Raw genomic sequence first — 17179 nt, forward strand, 5'->3', positions numbered from 1 at the left:
CCCGCCGTCGGTCACCGCCGCGGTGCTGGAGCTGGCCGGCGAGCTGTCGGAGCACCTGCGCTCGGCCGGCGACGTGCGGCGGATGGGGGAGTGGCCCAGGAGCCCGGCGCCTTCGTGGTGTTCGGCCCGGTTTCAGCGGGTGGCGGTGAGCAGCCGCATCCCGAGCGGCAGGTCGAGCAGCCTGCCGGGGGTCAGGTCGGCCTCCTCCAGGAGCGCGCGGTACTCCGCCTCGGTGCGCTCCCGTCCCCCGGTCATCACCATCATGTGCAGGTCGTACGCGAGCGGCAGGTACGAGTCCTGGCCGACGACGCGTTCGACGACGAGCAGTTCGGCCCCCGGCTCCATCGCCTTGGCGCAGTTGGCCAGCAGGACGGCGCAGCGCTCGTCGTCCCAGTCGTGCAGGATGCGCGAGAGCACGTAGACGTCGCCGCCCTCCGGCACGGCGTCGAACAGGTCGCCGCCGACCAGCTCGCACCTGTCCAGCACGCCCATCCGCGCCAGGTGCGCGGGCGCGGCCTCGACCACGTCCGGCACGTCGAACAGCACGCCGCGCGCCGCGGGGCTGCTCCGCAGGACCGTGGCCAGCAGGGCGCCGGTGCCGCCGGCCAGGTCGACCACCCGGCGCGCGCCGGAGAAGTCGTAGGCGTCGGGGACGCCGCGGAAGAACGAGGCGCCCGCCGCCATTCCCCGGTTGAAGACGGCCGCCTTGCCCGGGTCACCGGCCAGGTGCGCGAAGACGGGCTCGCCGTGGACGTGCTCGAACGCCGGCTCCCCGGTGCGGACCGCGTGTGCCAGGCCGTCCCAGGCGGAGGCGAAATAGTCCTCGCCGTAGAGGGTTGCCAGCGGGCCCAGCGCGTCGCCGCGCAGCTGCGCCCCCATCGGGGTCAGCCCGTACCTGTTGTCGGCGTCGGCGTCGGCCAGGCCCACACCGGCCAGCAGCCGTAGCAGGCGGTGCAGCGCGTCCGGGTGCGCGCCGACCTCCTCGGCGATCTCCTCGGGGGCCAGGCGCCGCCCGTCGAGCGCGTCCGCGACGCCCAGGCGCACCGCGGCGAAGGTCGCCTGCGCCACCCATCCTCCGGTGAGGATGCGCATCAGATCCTGCTCCATCGAATCCTTCCTCAGGGTGTGGACGGCCACGCGGTGGCGACGGCGCGGGACAGCTCCGCGATCACGTCGCCCTGCCGCGGCACGAGGTAGAAGTGGTCGCCCTCCATCACGCGGACGGCGAATCGGTCCCTGGTGAGCTCGCCCCATCGCGCCGCCTGCCCGGCGGTCACCTCGGGGTCGTCGCTCCCGAGCAGCGCGGTGACGGGGCAGGCGAGCACGCCGCCCGGCCGGTGCCGGTAGGTCTCGTCGACCCGGTAGTCGTTGCGTACGGCGGGCAGGGTCAGCTCGCGGATGTCCGGATCGTCCATGAGCTCCCGGTCCACGCCGCCGAGCCGGACCAGCTCGTCCACCAGCTCGTCGTCGGAGCGGGCGTGCGTGTCGCCGGGGCGGTGCTCGTGAGGGGCGTGCCGGCCGGAGGCGAACAGGTGCGTCACGCCCCTGCCCCTGGCCTCCAGCGCGCGGGCCACCTCGTATGCGATCAGCGCCCCCATGCTGTGCCCGAACAGCGCGACCGGCCGGTCGAGCAGCGGCGCCATGGCGTCGGTGACCAGCTTGGCGAGGTGGACGGCGTCGTCCACGAGCGGGGCGGCGCGGTGATCGCCGTGTCCCGGGTACTGCACGGCGCGTACCTCGACGGAGTGCGGCGCGTCCCCGTGCCAGCTCCGGTAGAAGCTCGCGGAGCCGCCCGCGTGCGGGAAGCAGAACAGCCGCAGCCCGGCGTACGGCCTGGGCCGGTAACAGTGGAACCAGTTCATCTGTTACTTCCAAGGAGACCCCCGCTTTCAGGCGGGGAAGGAATGGGGCTCCTGCGGAGCAGGGCAGGAGCAGGTGATTCGCCGTCGAGCGGACCGCCGTCTACGACAACCGGGCAGTAATTAACTGATCGCTTTGTAGAATGTGAGGCGTGGTGCAGCTGGTGAAGCGGGCCTACAAGTACCGCTTCTACCCGACCCCCGAGCAGGCCGGCGAGCTTGCCCGGACGTTCGGTTGCGTGCGCCTGGTCTACAACAAGGCGCTGGAGGAGCGGACCCGCGCCTACACCCTGGAAGGCAGGCGGGTCTCCTATGTGGAGTCCTCCGCGGCGTTGACGGCGTGGAAGAAGACGCCCGAGCTGGCGTTCCTGGGTGAGGTGTCGTCGGTGCCGTTGCAGCAGGCACTGCGGCACCTGCAGGCGGCGTTCGCGAACTTTTTCGTGCGCCGGGCGAAGTACCCGACGTTCAAGAGCAAGAAGAAGGCGCGCGCGAGTGCGGAGTACACCCGTTCGGCGTTTCGCTGGCGCCAGGGCCGACTCTTTCTGGCGAAGATGGACGCGCCGTTGGACATCGTGTGGTCGCGTCCGCTGCCCGAGGGGGCCGAGCCGTCCACGGTCACGGTGTCGAGGGACGCGGCCGGGCGGTGGTTCGTGTCCATCCTGGTCGAGGAGAAGATCTCGCCGCTGCCGCCGGTCGAGGCGTCGGTGGGGGTGGACGCGGGCATCACGGCGCTGGCCACGCTCTCGACCGGTGAGAAGATCGTCAACCCGCGTCACGAGCGTGCCGACCGGCGCAAGCTGGCCCGTGCTCAGCGATCGCTTGCCCGTAAGGAGAAGGGATCGAACAACCGGGCCAAGGCCCGGCTGCGCGTGGCGAAGGTGTACGCCCGGATCGCCGACCGGCGCCGGGACCATCTGCACAAGGTGACCGCACGGCTTGTTCGCGAGAACCAAGTGATCGCCGTGGAGGACCTGACGGTCCGCAACCTGGTCAAGAACCGCTCGCTGGCCCGCGCCATCTCGGATGCGGCCTGGCGCGAGTTGCGGATGATGCTGGAGTACAAGGCCGCCTGGTACGGGCGCACGCTGGTGGCGGTGGACCGCTGGTTCCCCTCCTCCAAGCTGTGCTCGGCCTGCGGGACCCTGCAAGAAGCGCTGCCGCTGAACATCCGGGGATGGACCTGCGGCTGCGGCGCGGTCCACGACCGGGACGTCAACGCCGCGCGCAACGTGCTCGCCGCCGGGCTGGCGGAGAGCTGAAACGCCTGTGGAGCTGGTGTAAGACCTCAACGAGAGTCCTCTCGGGCGGGCGACCGGCGGTGAAGCAGAAGGCCAACCGGCAACGGTTGGAGTCCCCCTCGTTCGCGAGGGGGAGGAGGTCAAGTGAGCTCCGCGGCGGACAGGGGTCGTGGTGCCGTCTGGACCAGCAGTTCGGGCCGGCCGATCGCGGCGGTGGCGTCGAGCCAGAGGCGGCTGAGCGTCAGGTGGTACTGGCCCTGGCGCAGCGGATCCCGCCCTTCCTCGACGTCCTGGCGCAGCTCCGACAGCGCCCGCCGGACGCCGTCGGGCCACACGGACGTGACGATGTCGTGGAAGGTAGGCGCGTGCGCCGGTCCGATGGTGGTGGCGCTGGGCAGGCGCAGGTGGGCCGCGCCGGTGTCGAAGCGGTCGTCGGCGTCGCGGCCGACGTACATGCGGGGGCTCCACACGAGCGGGCCGTGCGTGTTGACGAGGGTGAGGCTGCCGCCCTCCGTCCCCACGGTGACGCGGTGGAGCAGGTGCAGGTGGGCGTCGGGGTCGTTGGGGGCGATCTGGTTCTGCACCCGGACGGTCAGCGGCACGCCGCCGACCGTTCCGGTGAGGCAGGTGAAGGGCGTGCCGGGGGCCGTGGCGGTGAACGTCCACGGGCGTAACGCGCCCAGAGCCCGGCCGAGGATGTCGAACAGGGCGTAGGCGACGTGGACGCTGCAGGCGGCGTCCACGTAGAGGGGCCGCTGAAGCTCGAACAGGCGGCGGGCGGTCTCGATGAACCGGCGTACCGGGTCGAGGTGGACGTACAGGGTGTTCACGTGGTGCACGGCGGAGGCGGTCCGGGCGGTGCGCAGGCAGCGGGCCAGCTCGTCGGCGTGCAGCGGATGCTCCTGCAGCACGTGCACGCCGCGGGCCAGCAGGGCGCCGGCCAGCTCGCTGCCCTCTCCCCCGACGACTCCCGACCGTACGACCACGCAGGCCAGGTCCGCGAGCTCGGGCACCTGGTCGGGGTCCGTGAGCAGCGGGACCCCGTACTCCTCGGCGTACGCGGCGGATCGGGCGCTGCCGCGGGCGAGGACGCCGGTCAGCTCGAAGGGGCCATCTCGCAGCGCGGAGAGGTAGATCTGGCCGAACTTGGTCCCGCACACCACCACCCGCTTCACAGCGCGCCCTCCTCGAACACCGGCGCGACCAGGTCGATCGGCGCCACCGCCTCGGTGATCTCGATCTTCGCCACGGGCTCCAGGTCCGCCAGCACCCGGGCCGGGTCGAGCACGGCGTCGGCCTGGTGGAGCCCTGCGGCGACCTCGCCGCGGAGCACCGCCATGGCCGCGTGCGCGGCGACCCCGGCAGTGAGCGCGTAGGAGTCGTGGGTGCGCAGTGCCAGGGTGCGGGTGCCGTGCGGGCCACTGAGCTGGAAGAGCAGGACGTAGTACGGGGTGCGCCCGGCCAGTTCGAGCTCGGCCGCGCGTGTCAGGTCCGCGGCCTGGCCGGCGGCGCTCGCGGCGGCGAGGACGCCGTCGCCGGTGATGACGTTGTACCAGCGGGCCTCCGCCAGCCCGAGCTCCCCGGCCACCCGCTCCGCCTCGGCGCTCAGGTAGGGGTAGGCGGTGACCGGCCCTGGGAAGTAGGGGAGCTGGACGTCGTGGACGGGGGTCAGGGCGCGGGAGACCCTGGCGCCGTCACGCCACGCGGCCAGCGCGGCGCCCCGCTCCTCCTGCCCGGCCAGCAGGAAGTCACCGGCGGCGGCGGGGGTGAGCCGGTCCAGCCCTCCGGTGTAGACGTCCAGCCGGAGCCCGGCGTTCGGGGAGGCGAGGGCGGCCAGGTGGCGGGGCACGAGTCCAGTGAGGCCGGGGAGCATTCCCGCCGACAGCACCGCCGTACGTCCCCGCGTGCCCGTCCCAGCCAGTTGGGCGAAGGCGGCGGCGTCACCGGCGGCGTCCACGTAGTCGGCCCCGGCGGCGAACGCGGCCCGCGCCACCCGGTCCCGCAGGAGGTAGGAGGGGCCCGCGCAGTTCACGACGACCTGGCAGCCCGCGCAGAAGCGGGCGAGCTCGGCCGCGTCGAGCGCGTCCACCTGCCACGCCTCGCCGTGCCCGCCCAGCTCCGCGTCGACGAACCGCCGGGCCGCCGCCCCGTCCCGCCCGCCCACGCGCAGCCCCGGGTGATCGGCGAGCAGGCGGGCCGCGGTGCCGCCGACCGCGCCGTAGCCGCCGAGCACGCCGATCACGCGGTCACCTCGGTCACCAGCTTCGCCACGTCGGCCGCGTACGGCCCGCCGAGGCAGCTGAAGTGGTCGCCCTCGATGTCGAGAGCGGTGAGCCGACCCAGGCAGAGGTTCTGCCAGAAGTCCGTCATGTCGTCCTGCAACGTCGGCACGAGGTTGGTGACGCCGCGCTGGCGGAGGAACGTGATGTCGCCCGCGTACGGCTCCGGGTCGTAGTGGGTGACGGCCGTGAAGCTCTGCCGGAAGACCCGGTAGGCCAGCTCCACCCGCTCCTGCGGATGGCCGAGGGCACGGGCGACGGCGGCCAGCCGGTCAGTGGGGGAGGTGGCGGCCAGTTCGGCGAAGTGGCGGCCGATCTGCGCGAGGCCGGGATCCGCGCTACCGGCGAGCGCGGCCAGGCTGCCCTCGGGCACGTGTCCGGGCGACGACCCCAGCACCACCCGCAGGGCCCCGGCGAGGTCTCCGCCGGGGTGGCCGAGCCGCGCCGGGTCCAGGCCGCAGGCCTGCGCGAAGCCGTACTCCAGCATGAGCTCGTCGCTGACCCGGTAGGGGAAGCGGGAGCTGCTGATGACGGTGAGCCCGTCGACCACCGCGCCGCTCTCGGTGAGCCGGCGGGCGACCTCGGTGGCGATGAGGCCGCCCATGCAGTAACCCACGATGTGGTAGCCGGCCGCGCCCTCCTCGATCAGGAGCCGCGCGTACGATCCGGCCAGCGATTCCACCGTTTGCGCGGGGTCCAGCTCCAGGTAGCGCTCCGCGTCGTTGATCACGAGGCCGAGCAGCGGCGTCCCGGAGAGCTCGGGGACGAGCGCCCGGTACGGGGTCAGGGTGCCGGTGCCGTCGTGCAGCAGCACCCGCACCGAACCGCCCTTCGTCCCGTCCCCGGACAGGCGAACCAGCGGGCTGGCGTGCGTTCGCGGCAGCCCTTGTTCACGGTCGTCGCGGGCCTGGCGGAGGTGGGCCGCCAGCGCGGCGACGGTCGGCTGGTTGACGAGCTGGCGGACCAGGCTGTCCCAGTAGAAGCCGCTCGCCTCTTCCAGCTCCTCGCGCACCCGCCCGGCCAGGCGGGTGACCAGCAGGGAGTCGCCGCCCAGCGCGAAGAAGTCCTGGTCGCGGTGGACGCGCGGGAGCCCGAGCAGCTCGGCCCAGAGGGCGGCCAGCCGCCGTTCGAGGTCGTCGCGCGGCTCCTCGCCGCCGGGCGCGCTCTCTCCTGTCGTGCTGGGCAGGAGGGTACGCAGCCGCGCCCGGTCGATCTTGCCGTTGTCCGTCAGCGGCAGCTCGTCGACCACCTGGACATGAGCCGGGAGCATGTAGTCGGGCAGCCGCTCGGCGAGGAACGCCCGCAGCTCCGCCAGGTCGATCCGCTCCCGGTCGTCGGGGAAGCGGGCCGCGAAGACGCACTGCCCGAGGGACGCCAGCGGGTCGCCCGGCCCGGGCAGGCAGGCGAGGGTACGGGCGCCCGCCCCGCGCAGCAGGTCGAGCCACTCGTCGCGGGTGACGAACGTCCGGTCGCGGCCCTGCCGCACGTCGGCGTAGTCGTGCGGGTTCATCAGGAACTCCATCGAGCTCATGATCTGGACGTGCTCGCGGGTGGTCTCGATGAACACCAGCCACCCGCCGGGCACCAGCAACTCGCGGAACCTGGCCAGCACGGCGGCGGCGTCGTGGGAGTTGTGCAGGACGTTGGCGCAGAGGATGACCTCGAAGGAGTTCGGCTCGTAGCCCTGGGCGCGGTAGTCGGCATTGATGTCGAACAGGCCGTAGCGCACCCACGGGTGGTCCGCGAACCGTTCGCCGGCCTGGGTGAGGAAGAACCGCGACAGGTCGGTGAAGACGTACTCGACCTGGTGTCCGGCCAGCTCGGGGATCAGCTCGGCGCTGGTGCCGCCCACGCCCGCGCCCGCTTCCAGGACGCGCAGCGGCCCGCCGGTGTGGTGCTCGGCCACGCGGCCGACCACCGCGCGCACGATGCGGTTGACGTACCTGCTGAGCACGTTGTCCTTGTACGCGCCCTCGGCCGTCCCCACGTCGCCCTCGGGGAACAGCAGCTCGCGGGCGTCGAGCTCGCCGCGCATCAGCTCGGACAGGTGCGTGGTGCTGACCCGCAGGAACCTGATCAGCTCGGCCCCGTAGTCGAGCCCTTCGGCCAGGATCCCGACCCGGCGCCACAGCGGCTCCACGCCGGTGTCCCCCCGCAGGTTCCGGTACCGCCCATCGGGGTCGCGGTCGAGCCGTCCGCGCTCGTGCAGCGCCGTGAGCCAGCGCCGGACGAGCCGGTGGTGGTCCGGCGCGACCCGCGCGGCGGCCAGGATCTCCTCGAGGCCGTGGCCGTCCTCGGTGGTGAACAGGCCGCCCGTACGGAGCGCCGCCGCCATCGACGCGAGCGCGATCTCGTCGAGCGTCTCGGCCACCGCCACGACGCGCGCCAGGTCGACGCCCTCCAGGGCCGCGACCGCCGCGACCTCGGCCGCACCCGCGACATCGAGCCCGCCATCCCGCCCTCCCCCCGCGTCCGGAACGCCATCCCGCCCAGCCCCTGCGTCCGGCGCGCCTCCCCGCTCAGCCCCTGCGTCCGGCGCGTCGCCCCGCTCAGCCTCCGCGGCCGGTGCGCCGTCGTCCTTGCGGGCGGCGGCCTGGGCGAAGGCGATCAGGCGGCGTTCCAGCGCGCGGTCGCCGTCCACGATCACGGTCCCGGCCGCGACCGCGGGGTGTGCCTGTAGCGCGGTCTCCACCTCGGCCAGCTCGATCCGATGGCCGCGGATCTTGACCTGGGAGTCCTCCCTGCCGAGGAACTCGATGTTGCCGTCGGGCCGGTAGCGGCCGAGGTCGCCGGTCCGGTAAAGGCGCTCGCCACGGTGGCGCACGAAGCGCTCGGCGGTCCTGCCCTCATCGCCGAAGTAACCGATCGCCACGCCGGCGCCGCCGATGTACAGCTCTCCCGGCACCCAGTCCGGGCAGGGCCGCATGGCGGCGTCGAGCACGTGGAAGGTCTGGTTGGCCAGCGGCTTGCCGTACGGGACGCTCACCCAGCCGGGCAGCGGGTCGCCGACGGGGTGGTAGATGGACCAGATCGCGGCCTCCGTGGCCCCGCCCAGGCTGATCACGTCCAGTCCCGGCACGCGGCGGCGGATCTGGCCGGGCAGCGCCACCGGGATCCAGTCGCCCGACAGCATCGCCAGCCTCAGCGTGGGCAGCTCCACCGTGGGCTCCGCGTCCAGGTAGTGCTGGAGCATCTGGAGCTGCGCGGGCACCGAGTTCCACACGGTGACCCCGTGCCCGGCGGCGAGCTCGGCCCAATGGAGCGGGTCGCCCCGGCGTGACGGGTCCGGCAGCACGAGGGCCGCCCCGACGGCGAGCGGTCCGAAGATGTCGTAGACCGACAGGTCGAACCCCAGGCCGGCCAGCCCGAGCACGCGGTCGTCCGGGCCGACGCCGAAGCGGGCGCTGATGTCGTCGATGGTGTTGCGGGCGGCCCGATGGCTGATCATCACGCCCTTGGGCACGCCCGTCGAGCCCGAGGTGTAGATGACGTAGGCCAGATCGTCAGGGTGCCGCCGAGCGCCGTCCTCGGCGTGGCCGGCGATCCAGTCGTGCTCGGCGGGGGTCGGCGGGAGGGTGTCGACGGCGATCCAGTCGTGCTCGGCGTGCCAGGACTGCGTGAGCACCAGGCGGGCCGAGGCGTCGGCGAGGATGCGGTCGCGCCTCGCCGGCGGCTGCCCGGTGTCGACCGGCAGGTAGGCGCCGCCGGCCAGCAGCGTGCCGAGCACGGCCACGACCTGCTCGACCCCCTTGTCCATGACCACGGCGACGATCTCACCGGGCCGGTGCCCCGCCTCGCGCAGCGCCCGCGCCACCCCGGCGGCCCGGCCCAGCAGCTCGCCGTACGTGATCGAACCGGCGCCCGTGACGACGGCGGTTCGTTCCGGCGTGCGGCGTGCCTGGGCCACGACCTCCTCGTGAAGCAGCCCGTCCGGGAGCGGCGCGGCAGTGGCGTTGGCCAGGGCCCGGCGGCGCGCCTGCGCTCCGGGCAGTTCGACGGGGTCCTGCGACGACCAGGCCTCGTCCGAGGACAGGCCGTCCAGGAGCGCGGTGAACGCGGCGAACATGTCGTCCACGAGCCCTTCGGGGAACACCCCCGCGCGCACGTCCCAGTTGACCAGCAGCGCGTCGCGGTGCTCCTTGACCTGGCAGTCGATCCACACCTGGGGCGTCTGGCTGATTCCGTACTCCGGCGTGCCGTGCTCGGCGTCGTCACGACCGAGGCCGATGGCGCTGGTGAACACCACCGGCATCAGCGCGGCGTCCCGGCCGCGCCGGCGGGCCAGCTCCCGTATGACCTCGATGCCGCCGCAGCGGCGGTGCTCCATGTCGGCGAAGAGCTGCCGGCCGATGGCGTGGGCGCGCTCGGCGAAGGACCGGCCGGGCGTGGTGTCGACGGCGAGCAGGTTGAGCGTGGTGAAGTCGCCGACGACCCGGTCGATGTCCGGGTGCAGCGGCGGGCGGTCGAGCAGCGTCAGGTTGAGCGTGAACCTGGGCCGCCGGCTCCACCTCCCGATGACCTCGGCGTAGGCGGCCAGCACGGCCTGCGACGGCGTGATGCCGGCCGCGGCGGCCCGGGTGCGTAACCGCGCCCATTCCGCCGGCTCCACCCTGCTCTCCCACCGCCCGAACCGGGCGTCCACGGCGGCCTGGTCGAGCGCGGGCAGTTCGGGCGCGGGCGGCAGGTCGTCCATGCGTTGCCACCAGTAGGCGCGATCCCGGTCGTAACGGGCGCTCTCGCGCTGCGCGCGCAGGGCCAGCAGGCAGTCGCGGAAGCTGACCGGGACGGGGGGCAGGTCGGCGTCGGGGTTCTCGTGCAGCAGGTGCAGCTCGCCGAGCAGCAGCTGGATGCTGACGTAGTCGGCGATGAGCAGGTCGATCGAGGCGTGCAGGAGGGCTCCGCGATCCGTGAGCGAGATCCGCAGCTCGAACAGGGGCCAGCTGCCCGCCGGATAGACCGTGTTCGCCATCTCCTCCCGGACGGCGGCGAGCCGCTCCTCCGGGTCGGTGCCGCGCAGGTCCGTCACGCGGACCTCGTAGCCGGGGACCTCGGCGAGCACCTGCTGGTGGCCGTCGGGGTGGATCACGGCGCGGAGCATGTCGTGACGGGCGATCAGGGCGCGCCACGCGGCCTGCACCCGTTCCGGGTCGAGCCGGGGGAAGGAGACCTCGACATAGCCGTGGCAGGCGACTCCGCCGTAGCCGAACGCGTCGTTGCGGCCGAGCAGGTAGGCCTGCTGCACGTCGGTCAGCGGGAAGGGGTCGAGGCGGCGTTCGGGCTCGGGCCGGACCGTCTCGGCCTCGGACTCGCGGCGCAGGTGCGCGATGATCTCGGGCTTCGCGCCGATCAGCGCCGCGCGCCGATCCTCGGTCAGCGCTCCCTTGGGCGCCCGGAAGCGGAGGCTGCCGTCGTCCTCCCACAGCCGAATCCCGGCGGCCTCCATGTCGGCGATGAGTTCGTGTACGGCCGGTGCCTGGGTCACAGCACGCCCTCTTCCGTCTCTTGGGTGTCGTCCGCCGTCAGGCCGATCGCCTCGGCGCAGTCGGCGATGGTGGGAGTGGCGAAGAAGCGGCGCAGGGACAGCTCCACGCCGAGCCGCCGCCGTACGATCTCGGCGAAACGGGTGGCGAGCAGGGAGTCGCCACCGAGGGCGAAGAAGCTCTGGCCCCGGCCCGGCGGCGGGATCTCCAGCAGCTCGGCCCACAGCTCGGCGAGCAGCGCCTCCGTGCCCGGGCGTGGGGGGTCGTCATCCGGCAGAGGTTCCAGCCGGGTGGACAGAGCTCCCCTGTCGATCTTGCCGTTGGCGGTCAGCGGCAGCCGGTCCAGTACGGTGATCGTCGGCGGGACGGCATACCCGGGCAGCCGATCGGACAGGAACGAACGCAGCTTGTCGAGATCGACGTCCTCAGGGGTGACGAAAGCAGCCAACCGGCGCTGCCGCCGATCCCCGACCGCGACCGCCACCGCACGGGCCACCTGCGAAGACGCCTCCAAGGCGGCCTCGATCTCCCCCAGCTCGATCCGATGCCCCCGGATCTTCACCTGATGATCAGCCCGCCCCAGGAACTCCAGCGTCCCGTCCGGCCAGTACCGGCCCAGATCCCCGGTCCGATACCACCGCTCGCCACCGCTCTCGACGAACTTGGCCGACGTCGTCTCCGGATCACCCCGATAACCGATGGCGACACCGGCGCCACCGATCCACAACTCCCCCGCCACCCAGTCCGGGCAGTCCCGGCCACGCCCATCCACCACCCGGTACCGCTGATTACGCAACGGCAACCCGTAAGGGATCGACGTCCAATGCGCCGGGACCCGATCCACCTCCCACGCGTTCGACCAGATCGCCGCTTCCGTCGCGCCGCCCAACGCCACCAATCGGCACTCACTTTGGGCGGCCAGCCGCGCGTGCAGGTCGAGGCCCACCCAGTCACCTGACACCAACGCCAGCCGCAGACTCGGAGCCGTGGTGTGCAGGAGCATGTCGAGCAAGGTCGGGACGGTGTTCCAGATCGTCACCCCGTGCGCGGCGCACAATCGGGCCCAAGCCTGCGCATCCCGCCGCTCCTCCTCCTGCGGCAGGACGAGCGCACCGCCCGCCGACAGCAGGCCGAAGATGTCGAAGACGGACAGGTCGAAGTCCAACGCCGAGACCGCCAGGACCCGATCGTCCGGACCCACGCCAAAGCGCTGGTTGATGTCCTCGATCGTGTTGAGCGCCGCCCGATGAGAGACCTCCACCCCCTTCGGCTCGCCCGTCGAACCCGACGTGAAGATCACATACGCCGACATATCCGGCGCGACCATCACCGGCTCGGCCAACCGCCCCGCCTCCCCAGGCAGACCAGTCAGGACATGGCGCGCACCCGCTCGCGACAGGATGCGCTCCCGCCGGGCAACCGGCTGATCCACCCCCACCGGGACATACACCCCACCAGCGGCAAGAACACCCAAGACAGCGGCGATCTGATCCGGTCCCTTGGGCAGCGCAACCCCCACCACATCGCCCGTCGAGACCCCAGCCGCCCGCAGATACCCCGCGACCTGCAACGCCTGATCCGCCAACGCGCCATACGACACCACCTGACCGTCAGCGATCAACGCCGCACGATCCGGCTCACGGCTGGCCCACCCGAAGAACCCCTCGTGCAAAACGCCTCCCCGTAACGGACCCGAAGTGGCGTTCACCCGCTCCCGCACCACGGCCTGACCAGCAGGCAACCCCACCGGAGCGGCAACCGACCAATCCCCCTCAGCCAGCCACTCCAACAACCCCCCGTAGGCGGCGAACATCGCATCCAGCGCACCCGGCGCGAACAGTTCCTCCACCGCGTCCCACCGGACCAGCAGATCGCCCTCGACCTCCCCCACCTGGCTGTCCAGCCAGACCTGCGGGGTCTGCGACACTCCCCAGACCTGCTCGGCGAAGGAGGGGCCGAACGCGCCGCCGCCGGCGACGCCAAGCGTGCTGGTGAACACGACCGGCATGGTCATCTCGATCGAGTCGCTCCGCCTGGCCAGCTCCCGCATCACCCAGACCGCCGACACCTCGCCATGTTCGAGCCCGCGCCACACCTCTTCCTGCAGCCCGCGTGCCCCGTCCAACCAGCCGGGTCCCGACCGGTAGCCGGCGAGGAGGAGGGAGGTGAAGTCGCCGAGCACGCGGTGGATGTCGGGGTGGACCTCCCGCCTGTCGAACAGCGTGAGGTTGAGCGTCAGCGCCTCCTGACCGCTCCACCTGCCCAGGACCTCGCCGAAGGCGGCGGCCAGCACGGTGGCGGGGGTCAGCTCGTGCCGCCTGGCCAGATCCGTGATCGTACGCCACCGCTCGGCCGGTATCCGGAGCTCGCGGCGAGCGAACCGGGGCCGGTCGATCATCGCCGGGTCCACGCGCAGTGGCAATCTCGGGGCGGGCGGCAGTTCGGGCAGCCGGGCGGCCCAGTATTCCTTGGCCGTCTCGAAGACCGCGGGATCGGGCTCCTGCGCGAGCACGTAGTCGCGGAACGACACCTCGATCGGCGGCAGGACGGTGTCGGGGTCGTGGTAGAGCTGGTCGAGTTCGGCGAAGAAGACCATCATGCTGAGCGCGTCGACGATGATGTTGTCGAAGCTGACGCCGAGCCGTACCCCGCCGTCGTGGCGGGCGGCCCGCGCGTCGAACAGCGGCCAGCTGGACACGTCCAGCACCTGGTGCGACATCTGCTCGCGCAGCTGTTCGACGCTGTCGACGGCGGCGATGGCGAAGCGCGGCACCTCGGGCAGGATGCGCTGGAGCCCGTCCTGGTCGAAGACCGCGCGCAGCATCTCGTGCCGCTCGATCAGCAGGTTCCAGGCCGTTTCCAGCCGTTCGAGGTCGATGTCGCCGTCGAACTCGGTGTAGAAGTGGCAGCCGACGCCGCCGAGCGTGAAGTGCTCGGCCCGGCCGAGCCAGTAGGCCCGCTGCACCTCGGTGGGCGGGAACGGGTCGTGCCGGTGCTCGACGTCCGGGACCAGCACGGGAGCGGGCGCAACCGCCTCCCCCACGGTGAAGGTGGCCGCGAAGTCCGCCAGCACGGGCGTCTCGAACAGCAGGCTCAGCCTGGCGTCGGCGACGCCTTCCGCACGCAGGCGCGCGATCATGCGGGTGGCGAGCAGGGAGTCGCCGCCGAGGGCGAAGAAGCTGTCCGTGCGCTGTACGGCCGGGAGTTCGAGCAGGTCGGACCAGATCTTGGCGAGCACGGTCTCGGCCGGTCCTACGGGCGGCTCCTGGACGGTGCTCTCCGCTGTCTCGATGACCAGGGCGGTGAGTGCACTTCTGTCGATCTTGCCGTTGGCGGTCAGTGGTAGCCGGTCCAGCGCGGCGATCGTCGGCGGGACGGCATAGCCGGGCAGCCGATCGGACAGGAACGAACGCAGCTTGTCGAGATCGACGTCCTCAGGGGTGACGAAAGCAGCCAACCGGCGCTGCCGCCGATCCCCGACCGCGACCGCCACCGCACGGGCCACCTGCGAAGACGCCTCCAAGACGGCCTCGATCTCCCCCAGCTCGATCCGATGCCCCCGGATCTTCACCTGATGATCAGCCCGCCCCAGGAACTCCAGCGTCCCGTCCGGCCAGTACCGACCCAGATCCCCGGTCCGATACCACCGCTCGCCACCGCTCTCGACGAACTTGGCCGACGTCGTCTCCGGATCACCCCGATAACCGATGGCGACACCGGCGCCACCGATCCACAACTCCCCCGCCACCCAGTCCGGGCAGTCCCGGCCGCGCCCGTCCACCACTCGGTAGCGCTGATTACGCAGCGGCAATCCGTATGGGATCGACGTCCAATGCGCCGGGACCCGATCCACCTCCCACGCATTCGACCAGATCGCCGCTTCCGTCGCGCCGCCCAACGCCACCAGCCGGCACTCGCTCTGGGCGGCCAGACGCGCGTGCAGGTCAAGGCCCACCCAGTCACCTGACACCAACGCCAGGCGCAGACTCGGAGCCGTGGTGTGCAGGAGCATGTCGAGCAAGGTCGGGACGGTGTTCCAGATCGTCACCCCGTGCGCGGCGCACAGCTCCGCCCAGCGTTGGGCATCACGCCGTTCGCTCTCTTCGGGCATTACCAGCGCGCCACCCACGGACAGCAGGCCGAAGATGTCATACACCGACAGGTCGAAATCCAACGCCGAGACCGCCAGGACGCGATCGTCCGGACCCACGCCAAAGCGCTGGTTGATGTCCTCGATCGTGTTGAGCGCCGCCCGATGAGAGACCTCCACCCCCTTCGGCTCCCCCGTCGAACCCGACGTGAAGATCACATACGCCGACATATCCGGCGCGACCATCACCGGCTCGGCCAACCCTTGTGACTCCCCAGGCAGACCAGTCAGGACATGGCACGCACCCGCCCGCGACAAGATCCGCTCCCGCCGCGCGACCGGCTGATCCACCCCCACCGGCACATACACCCCACCAGCGGCAAGAACACCCAACACCGCCGCGATCTGATCGGGCCCCTTCGGCAGCACAACCCCCACCGCATCGCCCGTCGAGACCCCAACCGCCCGTAGATGCCCCGCAACCTGCAACGCCTGATCCGCCAACGCGCCATACGACACCACCCGGCCATCACCGATCAACGCCACACGATCAGGCTCACGGGCAGCCCACCCGAAGAACCCCTCGTGCAAAACACCCTCAGGCAACGGCCCCGAAGTAGCGTTCACCCGCTCCCGCACCACCGCCTGATCAACAGGCAACCCCACCGGAGCAGCAACCGACCAATCCCCCTCCGCCAACCACGCCAGCAACTCCCCGTAGGCGGCGAACATCACATCCAACACACCCGGCGCGAACAACTCCTCCACCGCGTCCCACGCCAGATGCAGCCCATGGTCGTACTCGTTGATCTGGTGATCGAGCCACACCTGCGGCGTCTGCGTGATCATCCAGCCGGGAGCGCCGAAGGCCTCGCGTACCTCCGGGACGATCAGCTCGGTGCCCAGGTTGCAGGCGAACACCACCGGAGCCCCGGTGTGCTCGCCGCCGCGGGCGAGGTCGCGGAGCACTTCGACGCCGGAGTACCCGGTGTGCCGCGCGTCGGCGCGGAAGCGGGCCTGCAGGGTTCTGGCGCGCTCGGCGAACGGCTGCGCCTCGGACAGGTCGGCGGCCACCAGGATCAGGTTGGTGAAGTCCGCGACGAGGTGGGCCACGTCCGGATGCACGGTCTCGTCCCGGTCGAACAGCGGCAGGTTGAGGAGGAAGCGCTTCTCGCCGCTCCACGCGGCGAGCACCTCGGCGTAGGCGGTGGCCAGCACCATGGCGGGGGTCAGCCCGTACGCGCGGGCCTGCTCCTGGATCCGCCGCCACGAGTCGAGGGACAGCCACCTCTCGCGCCGGACGAACCGGGGCCGGGCGATCCGGCCGGGCTCCACGGCGAGGGGCAGCTGGGGCGCGCCGGGGAACTCGTCCAGGCGGCCGCGCCAGTACTCCTGGTCCCGTGCGCGCCGCGCCGCGCGTTCGGCGTCGCGGGCCGCGAGATATCGGGGGAACGAGCAGGCCAACTCAGGGAGCGGCCGGTCCGGGTCCAGGTAGAGCATGGCCAGGTCCCGCAGCAGGATCTGCAGCCCGAGCACGTCGGCGACCAGGAAGTCCACCTCGAAGTGCACCCTGGAGCGGCCGCCCGGCAGCAGCGACAGCCGCACGTCGAAGACCTCGCCCCTGGAGGCGTCGAAGCGGCGGTGCGACAGCCGTTCCCTGACGGCCTCGGCGGCCTCCTCCCCGAGCTCCGTCAGGTCGTGCACGGTCAGGCCGGGCCAGGGGCTGATGTCCGTGATCTGCTGGGTGCCGTCGTCGTGGAAGATCGCGCGGAGCATGCCGTGCCGGTCGATCAGCGCGCGTACGGCCCGCTCCAGCCGCGCCGGGTCGATGCCGGAACCGTCGAACTCCAGGTACGCGTGGCAGCCGACACCGCCGATGACCTGCCCGTCGCCACGCCCGATCCAGTACGCCAGCTGGACCGGGGTGAGCGGGAACGGCGCCGCCTCGTCCACGACCGGCTCCGGCGCGGGGACCTCCACGGCCGGGGACAGTCGCGAGCTGACCAGCGACCACCAGGCCGCGAGCGTGAACTCCGTCGCCAGCTCGCTGAACGCGATGCCGGCCCCGGCGCGCCGCCAACGCCCGGCCAGCCGCATCGCGCGGAGCGAGTCGAGCCCCAGGCTGATCAGGTCGGCGTGGTCGGTGACCGCCGAGGGGTCGAGGTCGAGCTGGCCCGCGATGTCCGCGCGCATCGAGTCGAGGGTCGGCGGAGAGGTGGAAGGGGCATGGGGA

6 protein-coding genes and 1 pseudogene are annotated in these 17179 nt (G+C 72.1%); 1 reads left to right on the forward strand and 6 read right to left on the reverse strand.

Features of this window, described 5'->3' with window-relative positions; translation table 11 throughout:
* Positions 1–132: 132 nt before the first annotated feature.
* Positions 133–1107, reverse strand: coding sequence for a methyltransferase (locus ACWEPL_RS20870; RefSeq protein WP_363979409.1), 975 nt, complete (start codon positions 1105–1107; stop codon positions 133–135).
* Positions 1108–1118: 11 nt separating this feature from the next.
* Complete coding sequence (locus tag ACWEPL_RS20875; RefSeq protein WP_363979406.1) at positions 1119–1862, reverse strand: thioesterase II family protein; 744 nt, start codon at positions 1860–1862, stop codon at positions 1119–1121.
* A 149-nt stretch (positions 1863–2011) separates the two neighbouring features.
* Between ACWEPL_RS20875 and ACWEPL_RS20880 the strand changes: the two are divergent.
* A pseudogene (locus ACWEPL_RS20880) lies at positions 2012–3195 on the forward strand (RNA-guided endonuclease InsQ/TnpB family protein); the annotation flags it as partial.
* Positions 3196–3237: 42 nt separating this feature from the next.
* On the opposite strand, the gene ACWEPL_RS20885 reads toward ACWEPL_RS20880, so the two are convergent.
* From ACWEPL_RS20885 to ACWEPL_RS20900, 4 genes are read right to left on the reverse strand one after another with little or no spacing between them, the layout of a single operon-like run.
* Entirely contained in the window at positions 3238–4272 is a 1035-nt protein-coding gene (locus ACWEPL_RS20885; RefSeq protein ID WP_452437167.1) for a Gfo/Idh/MocA family oxidoreductase, read from the reverse strand.
* Positions 4269–5339, reverse strand: coding sequence for a saccharopine dehydrogenase NADP-binding domain-containing protein (locus ACWEPL_RS20890; protein WP_452437168.1), 1071 nt, complete (start codon positions 5337–5339; stop codon positions 4269–4271). The genes ACWEPL_RS20885 and ACWEPL_RS20890 overlap by 4 nt, the downstream gene beginning before the upstream one ends.
* Positions 5336–10858, reverse strand: a complete 5523-nt coding sequence (locus ACWEPL_RS20895) for an amino acid adenylation domain-containing protein (protein ID WP_452437169.1) — start codon at positions 10856–10858, stop codon at positions 5336–5338. Before ACWEPL_RS20895 ends, ACWEPL_RS20890 begins: the two co-directional genes overlap by 4 nt.
* Positions 10855–17139 carry an amino acid adenylation domain-containing protein gene (locus tag ACWEPL_RS20900; protein WP_452437170.1) on the reverse strand — a complete coding sequence of 2095 codons (6285 nt, stop codon included), beginning with the start codon at positions 17137–17139 and terminating at the stop codon, positions 10855–10857. The genes ACWEPL_RS20895 and ACWEPL_RS20900 overlap by 4 nt, the downstream gene beginning before the upstream one ends.
* Positions 17140–17179: the final 40 nt, after the last annotated feature.

The organism is Nonomuraea sp. NPDC004186, from assembly GCF_053603495.1.